Here is a 25745-nt window from a genome sequence, read left to right on the forward strand (position 1 = left end):
TTGATTACAACAATCTAACTCTCTCAATCTTCGACAAATTCCGAGGCGTCACTGTGCAGTGAATTGATTATTATATTGACAAGTAAGCGTTTTATGTTTAGAATTCAAATTAGTAAAGTAATTAAATAATTCTAATTAATCTTTGAATTGTAACTGTATCTCACAGGCAAGATCAAGTTAATGTGGTCACATTGTTGTATTAAATGTGTCTGTATTATTTGGTCTTGTTTTTTTTCTATAGTTTAATGAAAGGAAGTGAATTCATTTTGAAACTTAAGAAGGTTTATAATAATAATGTTGTGCTCGCTGAGAACTCTCGAAGTTTGGAACATATTATTATTGGCAGAGGAGTTGCTTTTAATAAAAGGATTGGTGATCAAATAGAAGATTCTATGATTGAGAAATTATTCGTCCTGCATTCTCCACAAACAATGAATAGTTTTTTGAAATTATTGGATGAGATCCCTATTAATCATTTAGAGCTGACAAATAGAATCATAGAAGCTGCTGAGAAAAAATTGAATGTGAAATTTGATGACAGTGTCTATATAGGATTAGCAGATCATATTACTTATGCATTGGAAAGAAACAAAAATGATATAGCTGTTAAGAATGCATTATTATGGGAAATAAAGCAATTTTATAAAAAAGAATTTGAAGCCGCTTTCGAATCATTAAAAATAATCCATTATTATGAAAATGTGATGCTATCTGAAGATGAAGCGGCCTTTATTACACTCCATTTTGTTAACGCCCAACAAAATGGAATAGGGATGAAGCAGACAATTTTAAGTACAGAAATTATTCACGAAATTATAACTATAATTCGCTATCAATTTAAAGTGGTGCTTAATGAAGATTCTCTAAATTATGCTCGTTTTGTATCTCATCTAAAATTTTTCTTGCGAAGGGTTTTTGCAAATGAGCATAATGCTTCAAACAATCTTAACCTATTTGAAGAAGTTGTGCGAAAGTTTCCAGAAATATATGCTTGTGTTGATAAAATCGTTATTTATTTAGAGCAGCGATTAAAGATCAAAGTCCATGAAGAAGAAAAATTTTATTTAATTCTTCATATCAACAGAATACTAAATTAAGATTGTAACTGTTAAATCAGGCAATACTTAATAAGTGATTTTTTAAGCTTATTAAGTATTGCCTTTTTATTATATAAAAAATAAAGTTTAGGAGGTTTTTAGATGGAGAAATATGATGAACTTTCACATTTTATCATCGAAAATGTTGGCGGGAAGGATAATATTATTGGCTTAACACATTGTATGACAAGATTACGTTTTACTTTAAATGATTACAGTCTAGTAAACGAAGCAAAATTAAAAGGAAACAAAGAGATTGCAACAGCTCAGAAAGCTGGTGGGCAGTATCAAGTTGTAATCGGCACCCATGTTGGTGATGTTTATAGTGTCATTTTGGATAAAATCGGAACTAGAAAAACAATGGAAAGTGAAAAAAAAGGTGCACTGAATTCCATCATTGACATTATCACAAAAGTTATCACACCGATTTTAGGTGTATTACTTGCTAGCGGATTAATTCAAGGCGTGCTTATGATCCTAACATTTGCAGGACTCATACAGGAAACAGATGGTGCTTATATTATTCTTAATGCAATGGGTCAGGCTATCTTTAACTTCTTCCCTGTAATTCTTGGATACACAAGTGCAAGGGCATTTAAACTCGATCCAGCGATTGGAATTATTATTGGTGCCACTATTATTTTCCCTGGCATGGTGGAAAATCTGGCAAGCGGAGATGCGATAATGACATTATTTGAAGGAACAATCGCTGCTACGCCTGTTTACCAAACGTTTTTTGGCATTCCCATCCTGTTCCCAGTGATGGGATATGGCTCAACCGTTATTCCCATCATTTTTATCGTGTATTTTGCTTCTAAAATTAATCAATATTTGAAGAAGAAAATCCCAGCAGTTATGGCTTTTACACTTGTACCTTTTTTAACCATATTAATTACGATTCCAATTTCACTCTTAGTTATTGGTCCAATTACAAATATGTTAAGTGAACTGATTTCAAATAGCGTTTCCTCCCTTTACGGAGTTTCCACTATTTTTACATCTTTTATTGTGGCACTTATTTATCAGCCATTAGTTATATTAGGCCTGCATTGGCCGTTAATTACTTTAGGATTGCAGAATTTAGGCAGTCACGGATCAGATTACATTTTGCCTACACTGTTTACTGCTGCCTTTGCTCAAGCAGCAGTTGTAGCAGCTGTCTATTTAAAATCAAAATCAAAAGTCCAAAAAGAAATTGCTGTTCCAGCGTTTATCTCAGCTCTCTTCTGTATTATTGAACCAGCAATTTATGGTGTAACGCTTCCCATAAAAAAACGTTTTGTATTTTCCATGCTCGGTGGTGCCATTGGTGGGACTTTTATCTCCGTATTTGGCGCTGATATGTATGGAGGAGTTGTTGGCATATTTGGCTTTGTTTCCTTCTTAAACCCTAATGGGGAATATACAGGCCTAATCATTTCCATAATTGGTGTACTTATTTCCATCGTTGTTTCCTTTTTATTGACTTACTTTATCTTTGATGAAGCTGTTGAAAACGAAGATCGTTCAACCCAACAGAAAAGTTCTGAATCAATAGCAAAGGTCATCTATTCTCCATTGCGTGGGAATGTTACGGAATTAAAAAATGCAACAGATTCAGCTTTTGCAAATGAATTATTAGGAAAAGGTATCTTATTTTACCCAGAAGGCAATCAAATTGTAGCACCTTTTGATGGAATGATTACGACACTTTTTCCAACTGGCCACGCTGTAGGGATCACAAGTACGGATGGAGTAGAAATGCTTATACACGTAGGAAAAGATACGGTGAGACTAGATGGAAAGTATTTTAAAAAAATTAAAAAACAGGGAGAACTAGTAAAGCAAGGCGAGGTGATTGTGGAATTTGATTTAGAAGCAATTAAAAACGAAAACTTTAGCACAGAGACACCAGTAGTCATTACAAATTTAGACGATAACAAAAATATTTTAGTAACGAAAAATGGTTTGATAAATTATCAAGACGAATTCATGTCAATCCAATTAATACAGGAAAATGAAACGGAAGGTATCAACGGAGACAGTTCGACGAAGGATGGGGGTAGTTTTGCATGACAACAAATAATGAATTATTGAAAAGAATAAAAGGAATATTGATAGGTGGAGCGATTGGCGATGCATATGGAATGCCAACAGAATTTTGGACATATAGCCAAATAAAAAGAAGCTTTCCAAATGGCATTCAAACATTGCTGCCTTCTTTGGAAAATCAATTAATTCCAAGAACTTTGCCTGCCGGATCTATTACGGATGATACAATCAATACAATCATGATTTTAGAATCAATTGTAAAAAACCAAGGGAAATTAAATGCGATGGATTATATTAAGCATTTGACAGAGTGGATTTCTAATGCAGAAGATTCTAAATTGGTTTCCGGCCCATCAACACTTAGAGCTGTCCAAGCAATTAAAAATGGCGTTCCTATTAACAAAACTGGATATGGCAATACAACCAATGGCGCCGCAATGAAGATTTCACCAATCGGACTTATATCCGAATACAACCAATTAGATGTGTTAATGAAAAATGTGTATGACATTTGTTTACCAACACATAATTCGAGTATAGCCGTGTCTGGCGCTTGTGTAGTAGCAGCCTGTATTAGTTATGTTGCTGCTGGAGGGAAGGATCTAAACGAATTGTGGGAACTTGCTATAAAAGTTGCCGAAGACTCAAAAGGAATTGGGGCTGAGTTTCCGAGTCCATCCTTATCCTTTCGCATTCAATATGTCCGTGACATTGTTGATAATTATCTCGAAGAAGAAGCTATCATACGAATTGTCAACGAATTAGGAACTGGTGTAGAAACAATCGAAACCATTCCTGCTGTCTTGGCTGTTGTACAGCTTGCTAATGGAGACCCGATGAAAGCCGCAAAAATAAGTGCAAGTTTAGGAGCTGACACAGATACAATCGGCGCTATTTCAGCAAGCATTTGTGGAGGGATGACTCCAATCTTTGATGAAAGTGATGTATCAATAATTGAAGAAATCAATTCCTTAGATTTTGATAAACTCGCTGAGAAAGCACTTCCGTTCTCTCCATATTACATTTAAGAAAGGCTCTTAGGTTTTCGACGGATTACTAAAGTAACCATACACGAACAGTTGGCGAGCGGAACATTTTTTGCTTGCCAACTCACTAGGCCCCATCTAAATTAATAGGTGGGGCCTAGTTGATTGACGTTTACCTTGAAAAAAACATAGCAAGAGTGGTAAAATTACGCGGCTGTAATCATCTTCTAAACTTCACGAAGGAATTCAAGAAATGTTCTATGATTACCACCTCCTTTCCTTAACGGAAAAAAGCGCAACAACCAACCACCAATATCCAGTTGCTATTTCAGTTTATCATTCACACAATCTAATTCTCTATCAATCTTCGAAAAATTTCGGGGAGTCACTGTGTCCTTGAGTTCTCGAGGCGTCGCTGTGACCAATAATTCAGAAAATTACACAAACACCCACTATACTTGGTTTCCAACTCGTGTTTTTTATAGATAATAGGAGAAAAGGAGGATAAAAATAGTTAGCCAATAAATAGAGATAGTACTTTCAACTGTTTCTTTCGATTTTATATATGATTAATTGCTCACTATTACACATACTTTATCTTTACTTATGAAAATGCTAACTCCCCTCCATCCACATCTAGGTTAATGGGACATTCCTCCCTACTCCATGAAAAAACAATCCACTTGAAAAGGAGCATCCAAATGAAAGAAATTCTTACTATGTACAAAGTGAATGAAGAAACAAATGCACTAAAACCAGCTTTTCAGCTAGACTATCAAACAATCGTATTAGAGGGACATCGAGAACTCTATGTGAGACAAACTCCATTAGAAATAATCAAATTGGCGGCAAAGCAAGGAGGTGCCGAATATAATGGCCGACGAGTTTCCATGACTTACCTGACAGGCATTCATAAAAAAATTCCGATTCCAATTAATCCACAAAAAAACATCTATGCTTTTCCAACTACCTCCCCGAATCAAGCCCATTGCTGTTGGATATTCTTCCATCATGTCGACGAAATCAAACCAACAAGAGGCACCTATCGTTCCATTATCCAATTTAAAAATGGCAGAGAAATTAAAATGAATGAATCCTTACATATATTAGAAAAACAAATGTATCGAACCTGGTTATGCAAAAAAGCACTTAATGAGTAGGTTTGCTTGATAAGAAAACAGTTATTCATCCCTCAAACACTTCCATTTAAAATTTTCTTGTTGAATATGTAAAAATATAGAAAAATACACATTATCGTTTATGTTCATTCTTTTTTCCTCTTTAGATAATGAGGAAAAAAGAGGGATAACAGTGTCCAATGAGCTATATAAAAGCGATATTTATAAAACCATTTTAGGAAAACATATTCGAAACAAAAGGAAATGGAAAGATAAAAGCATTCAGCAACTTGCAGAAGATACAGGCTTTAGCATCAACCATATAAACAATATCGAGCTTGGCCATTCTCAGCCAGCCACAGGACTATTTCATGCTATTTGCGATGTCTTGAAGATTGATGCAACAGCGTTTCTTAAAGAAGTTAAGGAAGAAGTGGAGTTGTTGATGCCGGAAGAACAATAACGTAGTACACTAACTCATTCTTTTTCTAGCGCCTCTCCCCTATTATAATACGCTAAGAAAATAGGACTTTTTCTTCTAGGGGAAATCCAATTGTCCCTAGAAGTTTGCTATATGCTGACTTTTTTTGTTAATGCATAGAAATATTATCTTTCTTGTTGTTTTTGATAAATACAATTCTATTAAATTATTGACGGTTACAATTGCCCTTAACAGAGCGACAAGAATATAGCTGTTTGTCTTTTTGTGGTGCTTGACACTTGGTATTCACAATGAATCTATATCAATTTAAGCTTACGCTACTACAATACTTTTCCCGTTTCTGTGTCGATGTCCCTTCATAATAATCTAGTAAATAATTTACATTCATAAAACAAGGTACTGTGGAATGCTTATCCTTATAATATGGATAGCTACTCCACGGATAGTATTCTGCCAGCTTAACCATTCTCGCCTCAACTGGGTTAAGGTGAATATAACGGCTTACTTCTAACATTCCTTCTTTATCCTCAATCCTTTTGTCATAAAACCGTTTTTCAAAGACATGGCCTGTTAAACGGTATTTGGTGTTATAGTAATTGGCATAACGTTTATTGATCAGTGCCATTAGCTTTGAAATGGGTACTTCACTAGAACGCAATTGGAAATGGAAATGATTATTCATGAGGCAATAAGAGGCGATTTCAAAGGGGTACTTTTCGTAGAGTTGCGTTAGGATATGAAGAAAAGCTTGAAAATCACTGGCATTCCGGAACAATGGATCACGTCGATTTCCCCTGGAAACAATATGATAAAATCGCTCTGGTATATACACTCTTTTCTTATAGGGCATTATTTCTCCCTCGCAATCGTCATTTGTTTATTCTGTCCCCAGCGTCTTAAGGTCATCGCTTCCCAAATGGCTTGGTCAGCTATTCTTTCCTCTCCTGCTAAATCAGAAATGGTCCTTGCAAGTCTGATAATTTTAATCTGAACACGATTGCTCCAGTTTTGCTTAGAAGAAATTTGGGTGAGGGTCTTTTTCTGTTCCGTTGTCAAGGCACTCGTTTCCACCAAGGTTTCAAACGGAACCTTCGCATTGGAAACTTCTTGTTGATACCGATCAAACTGGCGCAGGCGTGCATTCTCCACTCGTTTACGAATAGCACCAGAGGATTCTTGTGTCGAGGAGTCCTGGTTAACATTTACCGACTGTAAGGATAAGAGGATATCCATTCGGTCATAGATAGGACCTGACAACCGATTTCGGTAGGATTGAATTTGCTTTTGGGAACAGGTGCAATAATGATGAAGCGAACCGAGGTATCCACATGGACAAGGGTTCATAGCACCTACTAGGATAAAAGAAGCTGGATACGTCACAGTAGAATGGGCTCGGCTAATGGTTACTTCACCTGTTTCGAGTGGTTGACGGAGCATATCAAGCGTTTTTTTGGAGAATTCTGCTATCTCATCGAGAAAAAGGATCCCATGGTGGGCCATCGATATTTCACCTGGTCGTGGGTTCGTTCCACCGCCAATAATGGCGACAGCTGAAGCAGAATGGTGGGGATGTCTGAAAGGAACAGATGGAACATGGATGCGTTTTTCACCGGCAAGCTGATACAAACTCATTACTTCGAGCTGTGCTTGATTCGTTAATGAAGGGAAGATAGAAGGAAAGGATTCAGCTAACAAACTCTTTCCACAACCAGGAGGACCATTCATCAGCAAATTATGCTCACCGGCAGCAGCGATTTCTAATGCTCTTTTCGCTTTCTCCTGTCCAATCACATGACAGAAATCCTTTTGATGTGTGGCAACATTTGAAATTAGATGATTTTCTGAGGAATAATGAGGTTGAGACAGCAGGCTTTCTTGCCCTTCCAAATGCTGAACAACTTCCTCGATATGACGGACAACTATACAATTTATATCCTGTAGCATATGGAGTGGCAGCACCGGATCATAAGGTAAATACACTTCTTTGATACCAAGTCCCTTGGCCGCAATAACAGCAGGTAGTATCCCTTCCCCACTCACAACCGAACCATCAAGGGATAACGCCCCAATGAACGCTGTATCTGTAGGAATCTCACGCTTCACCTCCCCCAGTTCCTTCAAAGCAGCCATTGCGATAGCCAGATCATACAGCGAACCATTTTTCTTTTGATCGGACGGAGATAGATTCACAACCACCTTCTTATCCGTCACATCCAAATCAAAATGAGCAATCGACGCCAACACTCTCTCCCTAGACTCCTTAACAGAAGCATCAGGCAAACCAACAATCACCATAGATTCCGTATCCTGCGATATCCGCACCTCCACCTGCACACGGTAGCCCTCCATCCCTTTCAAACCAATACTTGAAACTTTTGAAGTCATACAACTCCCTCCAAACTATTTATTTTTATAGTACGATGAATGAAAATTAACCGGGAAAGAAACAATTCGAGAAAGATTAAAATAGGAAGATAAATCAATCGAGGTTAATATAGAAGTAAGTTTTCTAGAACAAGAACAACCAACAGAGGGAAAGAAACATTCTATCACCCCAATATTCTACAAAATAATCAAATTTCCTGCCAAAATGAAAATAAAAAAAGAAGACAACAATACACTTGCTGTACTTCAAAAAAAGTGGCTCTTTTCTTCTGCAATATACGCACTGCCAGCTCAGTCTATTCGCAATACTCAACTATTTCAGTTTATCATTCACTCAATCTAATTCTCTATCAATCTTCGACAAACTTCGGAGCGTCCCTGTGACCTAGAATGTTGTTTACTTTTTGTAATTTCTGTCATATATTAAATCTATCTTAATTAGGAGGTAATATATGACAAAAATATTTTTAAAAAACTATTAATTGGTGCAGTCGTTTTTTTAGTTATTGTTTCTAGTAGTAATCTAGTAAAAGCAGAAACAAACGAAACTCAAAAAGAAGGTAATGTAAATGTTGTTAGTGATGGTGTCGTTATTTCAGATGCAGAGAGAAACAGATTAAAAGAGTTAGGATATATAGATGATTATATTAATAACATGACGGAAGAACAATATAATGCCACAAAAGAAGAAGCCGTTTTAGACACACAGGTTGTCACAGAATTCATAAAAACGACTGAATATTTTGAGGATGAAAATTGGGTTAACGAAGAAAACCCTGAAGTTATTGATACGGAACAAGAAATTTTAACACAAGCAGAGTTTAATGAAGAAGTAGCTGAATTGAAAGAAAATACTCAAGAAATATTAGAAGATGATAGTAAAGCTGCCCAATCAATTAAACAAAAAGCTTTAAGTAATGATTCTGTTTCACTGTTTGCAGTTGCAGATGATGGAGGATTGGCTTCCAGTATAACAGGCACTAATAGTAACAGTAACTATAAAAAGTTAACTATCACTATAAAAAAATTAACAAGCAATACTTTCCTACTCACTGCTAAAATGGATTGGAAAAAGGTTCCTGCAAATAGACTAAAAGATATTATATCTGTAGCTTGGGATTCAACAGATGATTACAATATTTTGTCGTCACTATATGGAACACAAGTAGCTACTGGAGTAAATCCATGGAATGGTAAGAAAAAAGTAATTACATATACGTATGATAGAGTGAATGAAGCTAACCTATGGGATGTTAATAAAACAGGAATTAGTTTAGTCCAGAATTTAAAAGATGATTGGGATGTATATGAAGTACAAGATATTGTTCAAACAATGCAGGTGATATTAGAAAAAGACACAACTTGGAATACAAAATGGTTAAATGCTGGAGCAGTTTATATGCATCAAACGAAGAATGTGAGCTTTGGCGTTGATTCTTTCTCTATTGGAGCAACTGGTGGAACAAGCGGTGTTGATGGAAGTTTAGAAATATCCTTTAAAGCTCCCGAAGTTAAAAAGAGTTTCGATACACAATTCAAAGCTTATGCACAATTACGTTTAAAGTGGTGAAGAAATGAGAAAAAAAATTAGTGTTTTTAGTGTTGTATTAGAAATACTTGGCTTATTATTGATTTTGCTGAGTCAGAAGATTGGAATGGAATTCACTATGTATTCTGAAGCTGGTGACCCGGCTGCTTTTGCAGGAAACTTGGTAATATTCTCATTAATACCAATAACAATAGGATTTTTACTTGTTTTAGCAGGTATTTTAATTCAAGTTACTAAGTTAAAATAGTATTAAAATATAGAGCTACCTTTCTAATTAATTTGAGGTGGCTTTTTTATTTAATGGAAAGGCTGAAAAATGGAATTAGAAAATATTTTTTAGATAATATCATATCTATGAGAAGAGAAGATGCTATTGCAGATGGTATCTTAGTAGATTTAACAGAAACAGCAAAAGTGAGTGGAATTAATTTTCAGTCGATGTAAACAATACTTTATTGGCTGAAGTAGTAGAATAGTAGAGCCAAATGAACTGGCAAAATCAATGGAGAATCAACTTCAGAAATAATGTGGGTGTCAAATGGAGAGGAAGGCTATAGTTATGAATGCAATCAGCACACAAATTGCGAACGAAAGGTAAATTGTGTAAATGAAATATATGTTTTATCAAAAAAAATGAAGTTCATGTTCAAATTGGTTTGCCAAGATTTTAAATCCTATTCGGGGCGTCACTGTGCAATGAGCCCCTATTAGTAAACATGTATAAATTCGGGAAAAAGTGACCAAAAAAGTGGCTCTTTCCCCGCACTTACTGGCTCAAAACTCCGCACTGCCGGCTCAATCTATTCGCAATACTCAACTATTTCAGTTTATCATTCACTCAATCTAATTCTCTATCAACCTTCGACAAACTTCGGGGCGTCACTGTGACCAATTACAGTTCTTCACCATTTGTTGCAATCACATTCTTATACCAATCAAATGATTTCTTCTTGCTGCGATTTAAAGTTCCGCTACCATCATCATGCTTATCGACATAAATAAATCCGTAACGTTTTGACATTTCTCCTGTAGATGCACTAACTAGGTCAATACAGCCCCATGGTGTGTACCCCATTAGTTCTACACCGTCTTGAATTGCTTCTGCCATCGCTTCAATATGCTCGCGAAGGTAGTCAATGCGGTAGTCATCATTGATTGATCCATCTGCTTCTACTTTATCGTATGCACCTAGTCCATTTTCTACTACGAATAATGGTTTTTGGTAGCGATCATATAGTTGGTTTAGAGAGATTTGTAATCCAGTTGGATCGATTTCCCAGCCCCAATCACTTGCTTTTACGAATGGATTTTTGATACCACCTAGGATATTTCCTTGGCCAACTTCTTCTGGTAATTTATCTTTCTTCTCTGTACGAGACATGTAATAACTAAATGCTACATAGTCTACTGTGTTTTCTTTGATTAATTCTAAGTCACCTTCTTGGATATCTAATTCAATTCCATTTTTTCTGAAGTAACGGTTGATAAATGCTGGATATTGACCACGCACTTGAACGTCTCCACAGAAATAGTTAAATAATTGCTCTTCTTTAAGTGCATAAAGAACGTTTTCTGGATTTGAATCTGCTGCATATGTTGGCAGATAAACAAGCATACAACCAATTTGTGCACCTGGAATGATTTCGTGGCAAAGTTGAACAGCTCGTGCACTTGCTACGAATTGGTGGTGAAAGGCTTGGAAAGTTGGTTGATAATGATCTTCTTCTTTTTGAATAGCGAAGCCTAAACCAAGGATTGGCATATGAAGACTGCTGTTGATTTCGTTAAATGTCATCCAGTATTTCACTTTATCTTTGTAACGATTGAATAGAACTGTAACATAACGCTCGAAGAATGTTACTAATTCACGGCTTTTCCAGCCACCATATTCTTTTACTAAATGAAGTGGTAATTCATAGTGAGAAATTGTTACTACTGGTTCAATATTGTATTTCAATAGCTCATCAAATACACGCTCATAGAATGCTAAGCCTTCTTCGTTTGGCTCTGTTTCATTTCCATTTGGGAAGATACGAGACCAAGCAATAGACATACGGAAAGTTTTGAAGCCCATTTCAGCAAATAGCGCAATATCCTCTTTATAACGATGATAGAAGTCAATTGCTGTATGGTTTGGATACGTATATTTATCATGATCTAATTCAAAGTTAAAGCCTGGATCTTTTAATACACTTAAGCGCACTTTTCCGCCTGGTAACACATCAGGTGTATTTAATCCTTTACCGCCTTCATTATAAGCACCTTCTAATTGGTTAGCAGCTGTTGCTCCACCCCAAAGGAATCCTTCTGGAAATTTAGATAGAGATGTTTTCATTCTTACTTCCTCCTTCTAGATCAGGAGAGAATACAGTGGCATTCTCTCCTTTTTTTTATTTAAACAATTACTGTTAATAATTTCTCTGATTGAACAATACTTTCTTCGCTTGTTCCTGCAATTTCAGTATAGTCATTTGTATTTGTAATGATAATAGGAGTTGTTACTGGGTAACCGGCTTCTTTGATTTTCTCAATATCGAATTCTACTAAGAGATCCCCTTGTTTCACAACATCTCCCTGTTTTACTGCCGGTGTATAGTATTGTCCATTAAGTTGAACAGTATTAATACCAATATGAATCAATATTTCCGCGCCATCTGTTGATACGATACCAATTGCGTGACCTGTTGGGAAAATAGTTGATACTGTTCCATCTACTGGAGAGACAGCTTTTCCGACAGTTGGTTCAACAGCAATCCCTTTCCCCATTGCTTCTGATGCAAACACAGGATCATCCACTTGAGATAATGGAAGAACATTTCCTGTTAACGGGCTAAGAATAGCTTCTTGTTTTAAAAGAGGTTGTGCTTTTTCTTCTTCTTTTACTACTGGTTCTGTTTTAACTTCTTCCTTCTTATTCTTATCTTCATAACCAAGCACTAATACCAATACTAATACTATAGCAAAAGCAATGAAGTTAACAATTAAGAATGTACTAATTGGTGAAAAAGCTGGTGCAGTTAAGATAGCTGCAAAAGCAAATGATTTAGCCACGATACCTAGAATACCTGTAATGGCACCACTAACTGCTCCTGCAATAATCAAATATGGAATCGTTCTTTTATAACGTAGAAGGAGACCATAAATAATTGGTTCTGTTACACCTGATAATGCTGCTGGTAAGAAAGTAGAACCAGCAAGTGTTTTCAATTTCTTATCTTTCGTTTTGAAAAAGATACCTACTGCTAATCCCATTTGTGCAAATACAGATGCTGCAACCATAGCAAGTAATGGATCTGAGCCTTTTGCCAGGTTTGCCAAAATAAGTGGTACAAGACCCCAGTGTAGTCCAAGTACAGTTAAGAATGTCCAACCAGCACCCAATACAGCACCCGCTAACCATCCACTCTTCGAACTTAAGAAACTTATTCCAGCGCCAATCCAATCTCCTACATATACGCCAAATGGACCAAATGCTAGTACTGTTAATGGAACAATAATGATCAAGGAAAGCATTGGAACTAAGAACATCTGTAAATCTTTATGAATAACTTTCTTCAAGAATTTATCTAAAAGTGCATAAATTGCTACCGCGATAAATACAGGGAATACAGTAGATGAGTAATCCATTAATACGACAGGAATTCCAATGAAATTAGAAACATCACCTGAAGCCATTAATCCAGTAAAGTTCGGCTCAAGTAAAGCTGCCCCAATTGTTCCACCGACATATGGATTTGCTCCCAATTTAGTTGCAACCGTAATTCCTAAGAAGATCGGAAGGAAATAGAATACTGCATTACCAGCAGCTGATAAAATAAAATATGTTCCACTTGTTTCTGATAGCAAACCAGTCATAGTTAGAACGGTTAAGAGTGCTTTTAGCATACCCGCTCCAGCTAGTGCCCCTAATAATGGAGAGAAACTTCGAGAAATTACTTCAAAGATTTGTGCGCCGATTCCTGGCTTAGGTGCATTAGAAGGAGCTTTCTCTCCACCAACATCTGCAATTTTACTAATTTCTTTATATACTGCTGGCACATGGCTTCCTACAACTACTTGGAATTGTCCACCACTTTCCACCACACTAAGTATACCCTCTAAGTTTTGCAGTGCCTCTTTATCTGCTTTCTCGTTATCATTTAGTTTAAAGCGTAAGCGAGTTGCACAATGAACTAAGCTATTAATATTTTCTTCTTCACCGACTAATTTGACGATGTCTTTAGCTAATTTTTCATAAGCCATGTCTATTTCTCCTTTTTTGTATTACTTTTAGTTATTTTTCTAACTTAAGTGGGCTACTATGCTTCCTTTTTAATTTGGCATAATAGAAAAGAATTAAGTCAAAAACTCACCCTTTTGGCAATAAAAAAAACCTAAATCAAGCATAATCACTTTGATTTAGGTTTTGCCCGAAAGGTAGCAACCCTACTATTCTATATCATTACTCTTTACTCTTAACCACTCTTTCAATATGAATGGTTAAATAAATCATTTCTTCATCTGTTAAAACATACGTATAGGTGCTTTCAATAAATTTCTTTACTTTCAGTGCACATGTATGCGCTTCAGGATATTTCTTTTCGATGACACTATATAAATCATCATCTGTTGAGCCGTTATAATGATTCCCTCTTACTAAACGCTGTGCAAAGAATTTAAGATGGGTAATAAAACGGTAAAAGGCTAATGAGTCTTCATTGAAATTGATTTTAAAGTGATACCTTACAAGCGTTAAGATTTCTTGCATAATCTTCGTCATATCCTGCACAACTGGCATCTCTTCATTCAATTCAGCGTTTACAATATGAAGTGCTAAAAATCCTGCTTCATCTTCTGGTAAGATGATGCCAAACTCATCACAAATCATATTTAATGCCTCTATCCCTATCTCATATTCATCTCTATATAATTGCCGCGTTTCCCAAATAAGCCCATTCTTAATCGGCAGGTGGTTCTTATAACGCTCCACCGCAAAGTATATATGATCGGTTAAATGAATATAAATACTTTCATTTAATTTCTTACCAAGCTTCATTTTGGCATAAGCAATAATCTTCTCCGATAATTGCATATACTCAATAGGACGATCAGCGATTAAGGTTTTGAGTTTCGTCAATATATCTTCGTTTTCTAAAGTGAATATCTTTTCTATTAAGTGCTCATCTATCTTATCACCAATGTGCTTTTGGAAAGCAATCCCACGGCCAATAATGATAACTTCTTGTTTATCTTTTATCGCAATAACTGCATTATTATTCAAAACTTTCTCGATTTTCACTTTATTACCCCCGATATATAGAGAAAAAGACAAAACCAATCCCTTTTCTTAAGGTAATCGGTTTTGCCTGATTTAACAGTTACAACCCGTTCTTGTATACGCTTCCTATATTATATCAAAGAAAGTAGAAAATAGCAACAGGATTTTCAATTTATTATCAAGGATATTATATCCTAACTATCTATCTCTTGCTCGCCTTTATTCTACCCTTCCTTCTCATAAATAACAACCCTTACATCTCCATTTCGCAAGTTATAATTTAGCCTTCTATAAATAGGATTTAACACATATTCATCACCGTTCTTTGAGTAAGCAAAAATTCTCTCTGAATGTACAAAATTCCCTTTCTCCGTTTCATGAATAGAAGTATCATTTTTCCTGTGTTAACAGTGATATAAAAGAAGCATATCCTTTTGGACGCTCTACAAAGTTCATTTCCCCTGCTTCAAGAAGCTGTTTTTTTTGAAAAGGGGTAGTAATCAATACTCTTTCTGAATAAGTGTTTACAGGGACGCCCAGAAATTTGTCGAAGATTGATAGAAAGTTAGATTGTGTGAATGTGATAGAATTTAGAAATAAAGAAATGAGGTTGTAAATGATGGAAATAGAATGGAAAAAAGAAACGCTTATTTTTGAAACTTTAAGAGAAGCAGAGGTATGGGCTGATTCTATAGCAAACGAAATACATGGTAGAACAATAAATGGATATATAACACCAGATTATAAAATAGCATATGCTCTTTCATTTTTTCTAGCTTCTAATCCTGATTTTGTCGTTCATACAGAAAAAAGTTTCAGTATTCGTCCAGGAGTAAAGGTTGAGGATTCATTTATATATAAAGTTTGGGTAACTACTAAATCATAAATGAGGTAAAACTATATGATTAATACATACTAAAAATGTCTACATGTCAGTACAACAATTTTGAATTTTTTCACTCATTTATTTTTAACGCTTTTACTTTTTCAACGTCGTTTACTTCACTTCATTCGAAAATACATTTTCAAAAACATTAGCGTTTCTTTTAATAGTCAATGCTTCTTCTTTTACAAACGAATATTTAGTTATTCAATTCCTAGAAAAAAACAATGAAAAAAAGTCCTACAGTTTATTACGTGATCTGTTGGACTTTACTATACATAGGAAACGAATTGGCGCTATGTGATACATTTATTGGCGAAGACTAGTAAAAAAAATGGCTAGCGTGGTAAAATCACCTGGCCGTAATCACTTCACAAAGAAATCTTTCTATGATTATTCCCCCTTTCCTAAACCGAAAACAACACCGCCAATATCCAGCTACTATTTCAGTTTATCATTCACAACATCTAATTCTCTATAAATCTTCGACAAATTTCGAGGCGTCACTGTTACTTCAAGTTAATAGATCCCAATCTATCTTACGAAGAGTTTGTAGGTAGTATTGATAGCAATTTAGGTACTCTAGAAGAAGTTGAATAACAGAAACCGTGCGTCAGAACATGCCATACTTAAATCAAGCGATTGGAAAACCCGTTCACTTTGCCTTACAGGCATTAAAAGGTTTTTAAAAAAGAAAAAAAACGAAATTTTGATGAAAGAAAACATTTAGAAAACGGATACAAAATTAGAAGTTTTACTTTATAAAAAGGGAGCTATAAAAAACTCCAACAAAAACTTGACTCAATCTTTAGCATGACACATAGTTGAAAGCAATTGTTATAAGCTATATAATAAACGTATATAATGAAAAAGAGAAGTGCGCGAACACTTCTCTCTGCAACCTCTACCGTCAGGGTGTGGTTGTCAATTAAATATTATTTTGGTTGAGAACCACCCTTTTGCTTGCGACGGCGTAGGGTGGTTTTCTTGTTTTCTAATATGTTCTTCCGAAAGAAATAGGCGCTTATCTCACGCACAATCCCCTTCAGAACTTCACGAAGAAATTCAAGAAATGTTTCCATGATTATCACCTCCTTTCCTAAACGGAAAGAAGCACAACAACCAACCACCCTCACAATATTCAGTTGCTATTTCAGTTTATCACATTCACACAATCTAACTCTCTATCAATCTTCGACATATTTCGGGCCGTCACTGTGACCAAGAGTTTCGCTGCACTGTGACCAAGAATTTGTTTTTCCGAAAGACATAAGCGCAACAAACAACCACCATCGTACTATTCAGTTGCTATTTCAGTTAATCACACACATAATCTAACTCTCTATCAACCTTCGACAAATCTCGGGTTGTCACTGTGACCTTACCTTCGGAACCCCCGGCATAGCCAGGGCTTTTCGAAACCATCAATAAAAAGAAGAAGACAACAATACACTTGTTGTACTTCTTCTTTAACAAATTCCAACAGCACTCACACACACAAAGCCTCCTGTGAAACATTTATGTGAAACAAGATTATTCGAGGCGTCACTGTGACCTTACCTAATATTGTCTACTTTTTATATCTTGGTTCGCCATTGGAAAGGGAAAAACGCCACCCCCCTCCAATATCCAACTACTAATTCAGTTTATCAATCACTCAATCTAACTCTATACCAATCTTCGACAAATTTCGGGGCGTCACTGTGACCAAGAATTAATTCGGTATTAGTTTAAGTTTATTAAGTACAAGTTTACCTATTGGTTCTCACGCTGCCTCTCCTAGCTATGATTCTATTATTGAACAACCTATAAGTGTAGATTTGGAAAATCTTTCTGCTGAACAATTGAAAGATTATAACGACTTAATTTCTCAAGGATATACAGTATCAATTGATACGGATGGTAAATATACATTTATTAATGGTTATAAATCTCCTTTTAACTCTACTTCAGGTATTGGAACTAGAGCAGTTATAGGCTCAATAAAAGTATCTAATAAAATATATTATGGCTATACTGGTATGGGTACATTATCTGGAAGTATTTCAGTCAGTAAATTAAGCTCAACTTCAATTTCAATTACTGGATATAGTTTATCTCTAAACGCTCCAGGTTCCTATGGAAATTCTGGTAGCTATGCCCCAAAAACCGGAAACCCAGCAATTCTCAATTATTTTTTTAATATCGATACTGGTCGTAGTATCGGAACTCATGGAATAGTACCTTTTTATACAGGATATAGAGTATATCCTAATGGATCAGTAACGTTCTTTAACGATAAATCAATGTATGATTGATAAAAAAAAGATTGAGTATATAAAATATCAATATATTAATTTTTAAATCTTAGTATTAGTTAAGAAGCGTCACTTGGATCTAGCAGGAACATAAGACCTTGCAAGACCAAGTGACGAAAAATAGATACTGGAATTAACTATTTCATAATTACATATACTAAATAAAATAAGATACTTAACATTTACACTTTGTTTTCATAAGTCTTTAATGAATATATTTAAAAGTCATGCTATAATAATAGTCAGTTGTTTCAGAATTTTACGGAAGTTCCGCATTGTCATGTGATAACATCATGTAATAGCAATAGGGATGGAGGTTTAATAAAATGACCATTTTCATCGTAATTCTTGTAGGTGTATTAGGCATTGTTGGTTTTTTTGCTTATAATGCTTTTTTTTATTATAGTGAAAAAAACGAAAAAAATAAGTCAAAAAAAAACTAGATAGTATACAAAAAAGACGATAGATTTTGTTCTATCGTCTTTTTGTATTTCTAATTTCCTATAGATTCACCTTTCATGAATTAGCAAATAAAATTCTTATTTTTCCCCTGCTATTGAGGTCAACTATTTTACTAAGGCGAACATGTAGATATTCATCTTTTGAATTAATTCCTACATCTTTATCAAGCGACATTAACTAATCCCCCTGGATTAAGAGTGGATGAAAAGTTGGTAAAGGAATGGGTCAAAGAAAACAATAAGAAGGCAAAGTGCAGTGACAGTCGTCCAATCGTTGAGGAGGATCTACATAGATATAATGATTGGTGTTTGGTAAAAGGAACTGCCTATGAGGAAGGCATAGATGACACAACAAAAATCGCTAGATTGTTAGAGGAGAATTCCCTTCTAAAAAAGGAAGTTGAGAAGTTAATAAATGAGAAATTTCAATTAGAAAATTCACTTGGACTGAATGACTGGATTTGATATGTAATATGAAATCCCCTGCCTTTATGGCGAGGGAATGATCAAAGTGTTGAATCTTAATTGATGAAAACTGTTTAAATTTATTTTATAAAAACTGTTTAATTCTACTTGACGGTTACAGGTGGCTCATTTCATCTGCAATAATTACCGTGAAACATTCCTGTGAAACAAGATTTTTCGAGGAGTCACTGTGCAGCGAGAATGAATCTAATATCCAAAATACTTGGTCACCAAACCTTCGTAAGAACCATTTTTTGATTGCCAAATACAAACTACTATTTCATCACACAATCTAATTTTCTATCAATCTTCGACAAATTTCGGGTCGTCACTGTGACCATGAGTTCATGCAACCTCTACCGTCAGGGTGTGGTTGTCAATTAAATATTATTTTGGTTGAGAACCACCCTTTTGCTTGCGACGGCGTAGGGTGGTTTTCTTGTTTTCTAATATGTTCTTCCGAAAGAAATAGGCGCTTATCTCACGCACAATCCCCTTCAGAACTTCACGAAGAAATTCAAGAAATGTTTCCATGATTATCACCTCCTTTCCTAAACGGAAAGAAGCACAACAACCAACCACCCTCACAATATTCAGTTGCTATTTCAGTTTATCACATTCACACAATCTAACTCTCTATCAATCTTCGACAAATTTCGGGCCGTCACTGTGACCAAGAGTTAAAGAACTAAACGTATTGAAACATCTTAGAAAAGCTGGAATTTCCAATCTTTTGGCTATACCTGTGCTTATTTATTTCAGCTCATTTTCTGTTTGATCTTTGAAAACAAAAACTGGTTTCGAACACTGGAAAGTAAGAAATCTACGGAAGTTCCAGCTAAAGACGCGGTCTATCGTTTCTTAAATCGTTCCACTTATTCATGGAGAAGGTTTCTACTTTTATTAAGCACACACTCCATTGAAAAAGTAAGTAAGCTTACGAATCATGAGCGTATGAACTAATAGCTCTGGCTATTTTTCGAAAGTTGTTGCAGCTGATTTAGAATTAACCACTTCTAGTTTAAGAAGATGGTCTATTGCTTAACCTAATTAGATTCATTAAACTAATCCGAATTTATATTGTCTACTTTTTATATCTTGGTTCGCCATTGGAAAGGGAAAAACGCCACCCCCCTCCAATATCCAACTACTAATTCAGTTTATCATTCACTCAATCTAACTCTCTACCAATCTTCGACAAATTTCGGGGAGTCACTGTGCAGTGAGCCCCTATTAGTAAACATGTATAAATTCGGGAAAAAGTGACCAAAAAAGTGGCTCAAAACTCCGCACTACCGGCTCAGTCTATTCGCAATACTCAACTATTTCAGTTTATCATTCACTCAATCTAATTCTCTATCAATCTTCGACAAACTTCGGGGCGTCACTGTGACCATGAGTTTGTCGGGAATTTAAATAAATATCTCATACGAAAAAATCGTATAAAACATAAATTTAGGATATAATGTAGGTAAGAGGTGAAAATAATGAAGATAAATTTATTAAAGTCGAGTATCAACGGTTTAAAACTGTTTAAGGATAGCCATCTAGAGGTTGATTTCATTACCTTGAAAAAGGTTAGTCAACAAGATGTAGATGACCATCTTGTTGAGAATTTATTTGGAAGTGTCTATAAACAAAATTTACTTGCCTTTGCGGGTATTAATGCTTCGGGGAAAACTACTACTTTGAAACTAATCACCATGATATTAGAACTTTTTATACAAAATAGAACATTAGAGACTTTATCAAATGATGAGATGTTCGATCATTTAGAAGATGAAAGCACCTTAATCAATATTTTTTATGCCGAAAATAAATTGTATGAGTTAACCTCGATTATTAAACGGGATGAAAATGGGAAGTTTCACTTCTTGTCAGAAACTTTAAAAACAAAACCAGCCCGTTCAAACATTAGCAAAGAAAAATTATTAAATTTTAAAGATATCCAACCTTATAGAACGCGGGATGATGTCGAAAAAATGGCAATGGGATACTTGCGAGGAGATACGAGCATTTTTATGCAAATTTTAAAAGAACTAAGCATTCTGGATGGCAGGCGATACATCTTTGATATGATACAGTTTACTAATTTCAATGTCTTTGGCACTCTAAACACAATCCCCTCTGGATATATACAATATTTAGATCCTGATATTGAAGAAATTGAATTTATTAATCGTGATAACTCTACGAATTTTGCAAAGCTCTTAATAAAAATAAAATTTTTCAATCAAGACGTAATTGAAATACCGGCTTCTGATTTGTGGAAATACTTATCTTCCGGTACCATTAAAGGTTTAAACCTTCTTCTTGCAATTGAAAAGGTGTTAAAGACAGGTGGCTATATTGTCATTGACGAAATTGAAAATCATTTAAATAAAACGGTTGCAATTACAATGATTAATCTATTTAAGAGTGAAGTTAATAAAAATAATGCCACACTTATTTTCTCGACACATTATAGTGAAATATTAGACGATATTGAACGAAGTGATAGCATATACTTTAACACTAAAAATAAAGGCAAGATAGAATTGGAAAACCTCTCTTCGCATGTTAATAGAGCAGATAAAAAGAAGAGCAACATTTATTTAAGCGGATTGCTAGGTACAGCTCCTAAGTATACTGGATATCAGGCATTAAAAAAATCTTTGAAGAATAAAATGACTCAAACATCGAATGCTGATTCAAGGGAGGCATAGGAGATGTTTGAGCATAAAGAGGGGAACTTGGTCGCATGTATTTGCGAAGGGAATGCAGAACAAGAAATTATGGAGATTTTATTGGAGAATGGCAAACTAAAGTTCCAACCAGAAGACTTGCTAGATGAAAGGTTATTTACAGGATCCATGCGTAGTTCCAGAAACCTTGAAAGAAGATACTTAACGCAAAACTATAAAGAAGGCCAGAAAATTGAGATCATTCGAATCCTAGACTCAAGGAATGAGAGCTATAAAATTGCGGATGAATTCAAAGGGAAATTAGCAAGTATCACAAATTGCTATACTCGACCAGAAATTGAACTCCTTATTATTTTGCATAAAGGACATTATGATAAATTTATGCGTTCCAAATATAAGAAGCCTAGTGATTATTGCATTCATGATTTAAATTTAGGGAAGAAAATAAAAAGTAAAGCGTTTATTTCAAATTATTTTCAAGATCCCGAAGAATTGGTTCAAGTATTGGAAATATATCATCGAGTCCGTTCTGATGAAGAGTGTACTATCTTTTCATTGCTTAAATAATGGGGATACTAAAACATTTGGAGTGGCACCGTTATACAAACTAATATTTCTTTTGCGATGAAAAACAGGCAATAGGTTTTTTTATGAAAACAATCAAAAACGTGCAAGGCATTGAATAAACACTTGCATATTTTTGGTTGTTGATTTTAACAATTCTTCCATTAACTATTACATTATGCAAAGACTCTTTGATAATTCTAGTTTTATGCTTATTTCATATTCACTCTGCTCTTAAATTTCTATAATTTAAATTTGTGCTCCTAATACATTGTAAGATTCTTCACTTAAACAATACTTCCCTTTTCTACAATAAGCAAGGTTCACTTATTACAGGGATGCTGCACTTATTGAGTCCATCAATTTCTGGACTATGACCATACTTTCCTGCCAAAATGATAATAGAAAGAAAACAACATATATTGCTGTACTTCTTCTTAACAAATATTATTACAATCATACAAAGTCTTCCGCGAATTATTCCTGTAAACAAGATTGTTCGGGGAGTCACTGTGCAGTGAGCCCCTATTAGTAGACATGTATAAATTCGGGAAAAAGTGACCAAAAAAGTGGCTCAAAACTCCGCACTACCGGCTCAGTCTATTCGCAATACTCAACTATTTCAGTTTATCATTCACTCAATCTAATTCTCTATCAATCTTCGACAAACTTCGGGGCGTCACTGTGACCATGAGTTGTAGAGTGGCTCATTTCATCTGCAATAATCACCCCAGTGCAATCCCACAAAACACTCTTGTGAAACTTTCCTGTGAAACAAGATTTTTCGGGGCGTCACTGTGACCATACCTAAATATATCTTCGTTTTCTAAAGTGAATATCTTTTCTATTAAGTGCTCATCTATCTTATCACCAATGTGCTTTTGGAAAGCAATCCCACGGCCAATAATGATAACTTCTTGTTTATCTTTTATCGCAATAACTGCATTATTATTCAAAACTTTCTCGATTTTCACTTTATTACCCCCGATATATAGAGAAAAAGACAAAACCAATCCCTTTTCTTAAGGTAATCGGTTTTGCCTGATTTAACAGTTACAACCCGTTCTTGTATACGCTTCCTATATTATATCAAAGAAAGTAGAAAATAGCAACAGGATTTTCAATTTATTATCAAGGATATTATATCCTAACTATCTATCTCTTGCTCGCCTTTATTCTACCCTTCCTTCTCATAAATAACAACCCTTACATCTCCATTTCGCAAGTTATAATTTAGCCTTCTATAAATAGGATTTAACACATATTCATCACCGTTCTTTGAGTAAGCAAAAATTCTCTCTGAATGTACAAAATTCCCTTTCTCCGTTTCATGAATAGAAGTATCATTTTTCCTGTGTTAACAGTGATATAAAAGAAGCATATCCTTTTGGACGCTCTACAAAGTTCATTTCCCCTGCTTCAAGAAGCTGTTTTTTTTGAAAAGGGGTAGTAATCAATACTCTTTCTGAATAAGTGTTTACAGGGACGCCCAGAAATTTGTCGAAGATTGATAGAAAGTTAGATTGTGTGAATGTGATAGAATTTAGAAATAAAGAAATGAGGTTGTAAATGATGGAAATAGAATGGAAAAAAGAAACGCTTATTTTTGAAACTTTAAGAGAAGCAGAGGTATGGGCTGATTCTATAGCAAACGAAATACATGGTAGAACAATAAATGGATATATAACACCAGATTATAAAATAGCATATGCTCTTTCATTTTTTCTAGCTTCTAATCCTGATTTTGTCGTTCATACAGAAAAAAGTTTCAGTATTCGTCCAGGAGTAAAGGTTGAGGATTCATTTATATATAAAGTTTGGGTAACTACTAAATCATAAATGAGGTAAAACTATATGATTAATACATACTAAAAATGTCTACATGTCAGTACAACAATTTTGAATTTTTTCACTCATTTATTTTTAACGCTTTTACTTTTTCAACGTCGTTTACTTCACTTCATTCGAAAATACATTTTCAAAAACATTAGCGTTTCTTTTAATAGTCAATGCTTCTTCTTTTACAAACGAATATTTAGTTATTCAATTCCTAGAAAAAAACAATGAAAAAAAGTCCTACAGTTTATTACGTGATCTGTTGGACTTTACTATGCATAGGAAACGAATTGGCGCTATGTGATACATTTATTGGCGAAGACTAGTAAAAAATATGGCTAGCGTGGTAAAATCACCTGGCCGTAATCACTTCACAAAGAAATCTTTCTATGATTATTCCCCCTTTCCTAAACCGAAAACAACACCGCCAATATCCAGCTACTATTTCAGTTTATCATTCACAACATCTAATTCTCTATAAATCTTCGACAAATTTCGGGGCGTCACTGTTACTTCAAGTTACATTCACACAATCTAACTCTCTATCAATCTTCGACATATTTCGGGCCGTCACTGTGACCAAGAGTTTATTATTTACTCAACTTTCGCACCAATTAAAGTTCAATAAGTTCAACCAGCAGTAGTTGCCGCTGGCATTCAAGTACTATTATTGACACATAAAAATGCATGAAAAAACACCTATCCGTTTGGTATAGTTGATTTGTCGAGAATCAAACATTCCATACAGAAGAGGTGTCCTCTATATGATAGCGAATCTGACCAAACGAAGCAACTACCAAATGAAATAAAATCTACCTTTAAAGAACTAAACGTATTGAAACATCTTAGAAAAGCTGGAATTACCAATCTTTTGGCTATACCTGTGCTTATTTATTTCAGCTCATTTTCTGTTTGATCTTTGAAAACAAAAACTGGTTTCGAACACTGGAAAGTAAGAAATCTACGGAAGTTCCAGCTAAAGACGCGGTCTATCGTTTCTTAAATCGTTCCACTTATTCATGGAGAAGGTTTCTACTTTTATTAAGCACACACTCCATTGAAAAAGTAAGTAAGCTTACGAATCATGAGCGTATGAACTAATAGCTCTGGCTATTTTTCGAAAGTTGTTGCAGCTGATTTAGAAATAACCACTTCTAGTTTAAGAAGATGGTCTATTGCTTAACCTAATTAGATTCATTAAACTAATCCGAATTTATATTGTCTACTTTTTATATCTTGGTTCGCCATTGGAAAGGGAAAAACGCCACCCCCCTCCAATATCCAACTACTAATTCAGTTTATCATTCACTCAATCTAACTCTCTACCAATCTTCGACAAATTTCGGGGCGTCACTGTGCAGTGAGCCCCTATTAGTAGACATGTATAAATTCGGGAAAAAGCGACCAAAAAAGTCGCTCAAAACTCCGCACTACCGGCTCAGTCTATTCGCAATACTCAACTATTTCAGTTTATCATTCACTCAATCTAATTCTCTATCAATCTTCGACAAACTTCGGGGCGTCACTGTGACCCACCTCCTTTCCTAAACGGAAAAAAGCGCAACAACCAACCACCAATATCCAGTTGCTATTTAAGTTTATCATTCACACATTCTAACTCTCTATCAATCTTCGACAAACTTCGGGGCGTCACTGTGACCAAAAATTATGTGACCATACCTATTTTGTC

The 25745-nt window shown here is 35.1% G+C and carries 22 protein-coding genes and 2 pseudogenes; 16 read left to right on the forward strand and 8 right to left on the reverse strand.

Annotation, left to right across the window (positions count from 1 at the left end; all coding sequences use genetic code 11):
* Nucleotides 1-266 precede the first annotated feature (266 nt).
* The 5 genes from licT (AB3U99_RS21710) to AB3U99_RS21730 all read left to right on the forward strand — a co-directional run bounded on the left by licT (AB3U99_RS21710) (nucleotide 267) and on the right by AB3U99_RS21730 (nucleotide 5695).
* Nucleotides 267-1097 carry a BglG family transcription antiterminator LicT gene (gene licT / locus AB3U99_RS21710; RefSeq protein ID WP_400243828.1) on the forward strand — a complete coding sequence of 277 codons (831 nt, stop codon included), beginning with the start codon at nucleotides 267-269 and terminating at the stop codon, nucleotides 1095-1097.
* Between the two features lie 102 nt (nucleotides 1098-1199).
* The gene (locus AB3U99_RS21715) at nucleotides 1200-3152 is read left to right on the forward strand and encodes a beta-glucoside-specific PTS transporter subunit IIABC (protein WP_400243829.1); all 1953 of its coding nucleotides are present in this window, start codon (nucleotides 1200-1202) and stop codon (nucleotides 3150-3152) included.
* On the forward strand, nucleotides 3149-4156 hold the full coding sequence (locus AB3U99_RS21720) for an ADP-ribosylglycohydrolase family protein (protein WP_400243830.1): 1008 nt from the start codon (nucleotides 3149-3151) through the stop codon (nucleotides 4154-4156). The genes AB3U99_RS21715 and AB3U99_RS21720 overlap by 4 nt, the downstream gene beginning before the upstream one ends.
* 659 nt (nucleotides 4157-4815) lie before the next feature.
* On the forward strand, nucleotides 4816-5274 hold the full coding sequence (locus AB3U99_RS21725; RefSeq protein ID WP_400243831.1) for a competence protein ComK: 459 nt from the start codon (nucleotides 4816-4818) through the stop codon (nucleotides 5272-5274).
* A gap of 151 nt (nucleotides 5275-5425) precedes the next feature.
* Nucleotides 5426-5695, forward strand: coding sequence for a helix-turn-helix domain-containing protein (locus tag AB3U99_RS21730; RefSeq protein WP_400243832.1), 270 nt, complete (start codon nucleotides 5426-5428; stop codon nucleotides 5693-5695).
* Between the two features lie 280 nt (nucleotides 5696-5975).
* Here AB3U99_RS21730 and AB3U99_RS21735 read toward each other — a convergent pair whose 3' ends face one another.
* Together AB3U99_RS21735 and AB3U99_RS21740 are read right to left on the reverse strand one after the other, a co-directional pair.
* On the reverse strand, nucleotides 5976-6527 hold the full coding sequence (locus tag AB3U99_RS21735) for a transposase (protein ID WP_400248147.1): 552 nt from the start codon (nucleotides 6525-6527) through the stop codon (nucleotides 5976-5978).
* On the reverse strand, nucleotides 6524-8059 hold the full coding sequence (locus AB3U99_RS21740) for a YifB family Mg chelatase-like AAA ATPase (protein ID WP_400243833.1): 1536 nt from the start codon (nucleotides 8057-8059) through the stop codon (nucleotides 6524-6526). The genes AB3U99_RS21735 and AB3U99_RS21740 overlap by 4 nt, the downstream gene beginning before the upstream one ends.
* Nucleotides 8060-8714: 655 nt before the next feature.
* Here AB3U99_RS21740 and AB3U99_RS21745 point away from each other — a divergent pair.
* From AB3U99_RS21745 to AB3U99_RS21755, 3 genes are read left to right on the forward strand one after another with little or no spacing between them, the layout of a single operon-like run.
* Nucleotides 8715-9629, forward strand: coding sequence for a hypothetical protein (locus AB3U99_RS21745; RefSeq protein ID WP_400243834.1), 915 nt, complete (start codon nucleotides 8715-8717; stop codon nucleotides 9627-9629).
* A gap of 4 nt (nucleotides 9630-9633) precedes the next feature.
* On the forward strand, nucleotides 9634-9855 hold the full coding sequence (locus tag AB3U99_RS21750; protein ID WP_400243835.1) for a hypothetical protein: 222 nt from the start codon (nucleotides 9634-9636) through the stop codon (nucleotides 9853-9855).
* A gap of 53 nt (nucleotides 9856-9908) precedes the next feature.
* Complete coding sequence (locus AB3U99_RS21755) at nucleotides 9909-10052, forward strand: hypothetical protein (RefSeq protein WP_400243837.1); 144 nt, start codon at nucleotides 9909-9911, stop codon at nucleotides 10050-10052.
* A gap of 448 nt (nucleotides 10053-10500) precedes the next feature.
* On the opposite strand, the gene AB3U99_RS21760 is transcribed toward AB3U99_RS21755, so the two are convergent.
* From AB3U99_RS21760 to licT (AB3U99_RS21770), 3 genes are all read right to left on the reverse strand, one after another.
* A complete protein-coding gene (locus tag AB3U99_RS21760; protein WP_400243838.1) occupies nucleotides 10501-11943 on the reverse strand; it encodes a glycoside hydrolase family 1 protein in 1443 nt (480 codons plus the stop codon).
* A 59-nt stretch (nucleotides 11944-12002) separates the two neighbouring features.
* Complete coding sequence (locus AB3U99_RS21765; protein ID WP_400243839.1) at nucleotides 12003-13850, reverse strand: beta-glucoside-specific PTS transporter subunit IIABC; 1848 nt, start codon at nucleotides 13848-13850, stop codon at nucleotides 12003-12005.
* 199 nt (nucleotides 13851-14049) lie between these two features.
* A complete protein-coding gene (gene licT, locus AB3U99_RS21770) occupies nucleotides 14050-14886 on the reverse strand; it encodes a BglG family transcription antiterminator LicT (RefSeq protein WP_400243840.1) in 837 nt (278 codons plus the stop codon).
* A 604-nt stretch (nucleotides 14887-15490) separates the two neighbouring features.
* Here licT (AB3U99_RS21770) and AB3U99_RS21775 point away from each other — a divergent pair.
* Nucleotides 15491-15751 carry a hypothetical protein gene (locus AB3U99_RS21775; protein ID WP_400248148.1) on the forward strand — a complete coding sequence of 87 codons (261 nt, stop codon included), beginning with the start codon at nucleotides 15491-15493 and terminating at the stop codon, nucleotides 15749-15751.
* Between the two features lie 932 nt (nucleotides 15752-16683).
* Here AB3U99_RS21775 and AB3U99_RS21780 read toward each other — a convergent pair.
* The gene (locus tag AB3U99_RS21780) at nucleotides 16684-16830 is read right to left on the reverse strand and encodes a hypothetical protein (protein WP_235252859.1); all 147 of its coding nucleotides are present in this window, start codon (nucleotides 16828-16830) and stop codon (nucleotides 16684-16686) included.
* A 738-nt stretch (nucleotides 16831-17568) separates the two neighbouring features.
* On the opposite strand from AB3U99_RS21780, the gene AB3U99_RS21785 reads away from it, so the two are divergent.
* Nucleotides 17569-18045: a hypothetical protein gene (locus AB3U99_RS21785; protein ID WP_400243841.1), complete on the forward strand. Its 477-nt coding sequence runs from the start codon at nucleotides 17569-17571 to the stop codon at nucleotides 18043-18045.
* A 671-nt stretch (nucleotides 18046-18716) separates the two neighbouring features.
* Nucleotides 18717-18971: a hypothetical protein gene (locus AB3U99_RS21790; protein WP_400243842.1), complete on the forward strand. Its 255-nt coding sequence runs from the start codon at nucleotides 18717-18719 to the stop codon at nucleotides 18969-18971.
* Nucleotides 18972-19358: 387 nt separating this feature from the next.
* Here the strand turns inward: AB3U99_RS21790 and AB3U99_RS21795 are convergent, their stop codons facing one another.
* The gene (locus tag AB3U99_RS21795; protein ID WP_235252859.1) at nucleotides 19359-19505 is read right to left on the reverse strand and encodes a hypothetical protein; all 147 of its coding nucleotides are present in this window, start codon (nucleotides 19503-19505) and stop codon (nucleotides 19359-19361) included.
* A 148-nt stretch (nucleotides 19506-19653) separates the two neighbouring features.
* Between AB3U99_RS21795 and AB3U99_RS21800 the strand changes: the two are divergent.
* The 3 genes and pseudogenes from AB3U99_RS21800 to AB3U99_RS21810 form a co-directional block, all read left to right on the forward strand.
* Nucleotides 19654-19925, forward strand: a pseudogene (locus AB3U99_RS21800) (IS4 family transposase); the annotation flags it as partial.
* A 533-nt stretch (nucleotides 19926-20458) separates the two neighbouring features.
* On the forward strand, nucleotides 20459-21676 hold the full coding sequence (locus AB3U99_RS21805) for an ATP/GTP-binding protein (protein ID WP_400243843.1): 1218 nt from the start codon (nucleotides 20459-20461) through the stop codon (nucleotides 21674-21676).
* Between the two features lie 3 nt (nucleotides 21677-21679).
* Nucleotides 21680-22222, forward strand: coding sequence for a hypothetical protein (locus tag AB3U99_RS21810; protein ID WP_400243844.1), 543 nt, complete (start codon nucleotides 21680-21682; stop codon nucleotides 22220-22222).
* Nucleotides 22223-22944: 722 nt separating this feature from the next.
* On the opposite strand, the gene AB3U99_RS21815 is transcribed toward AB3U99_RS21810, so the two are convergent.
* On the reverse strand, nucleotides 22945-23193 hold the full coding sequence (locus AB3U99_RS21815) for a CAT RNA binding domain-containing protein (protein ID WP_400243845.1): 249 nt from the start codon (nucleotides 23191-23193) through the stop codon (nucleotides 22945-22947).
* A gap of 604 nt (nucleotides 23194-23797) precedes the next feature.
* Between AB3U99_RS21815 and AB3U99_RS21820 the strand changes: the two genes are divergently transcribed.
* Together AB3U99_RS21820 and AB3U99_RS24430 are read left to right on the forward strand one after the other, a co-directional pair.
* Nucleotides 23798-24058, forward strand: a complete 261-nt coding sequence (locus tag AB3U99_RS21820; RefSeq protein ID WP_400248148.1) for a hypothetical protein — start codon at nucleotides 23798-23800, stop codon at nucleotides 24056-24058.
* Nucleotides 24059-24797: 739 nt separating this feature from the next.
* Nucleotides 24798-25147: pseudogene (locus AB3U99_RS24430) on the forward strand (IS4 family transposase); the annotation flags it as partial.
* Between the last annotated feature and the right edge of the window lie 598 nt (nucleotides 25148-25745).

This window comes from Niallia tiangongensis (assembly GCF_044704065.1).
Lineage (GTDB): Bacteria > Bacillota > Bacilli > Bacillales > Cytobacillaceae > Niallia > Niallia tiangongensis.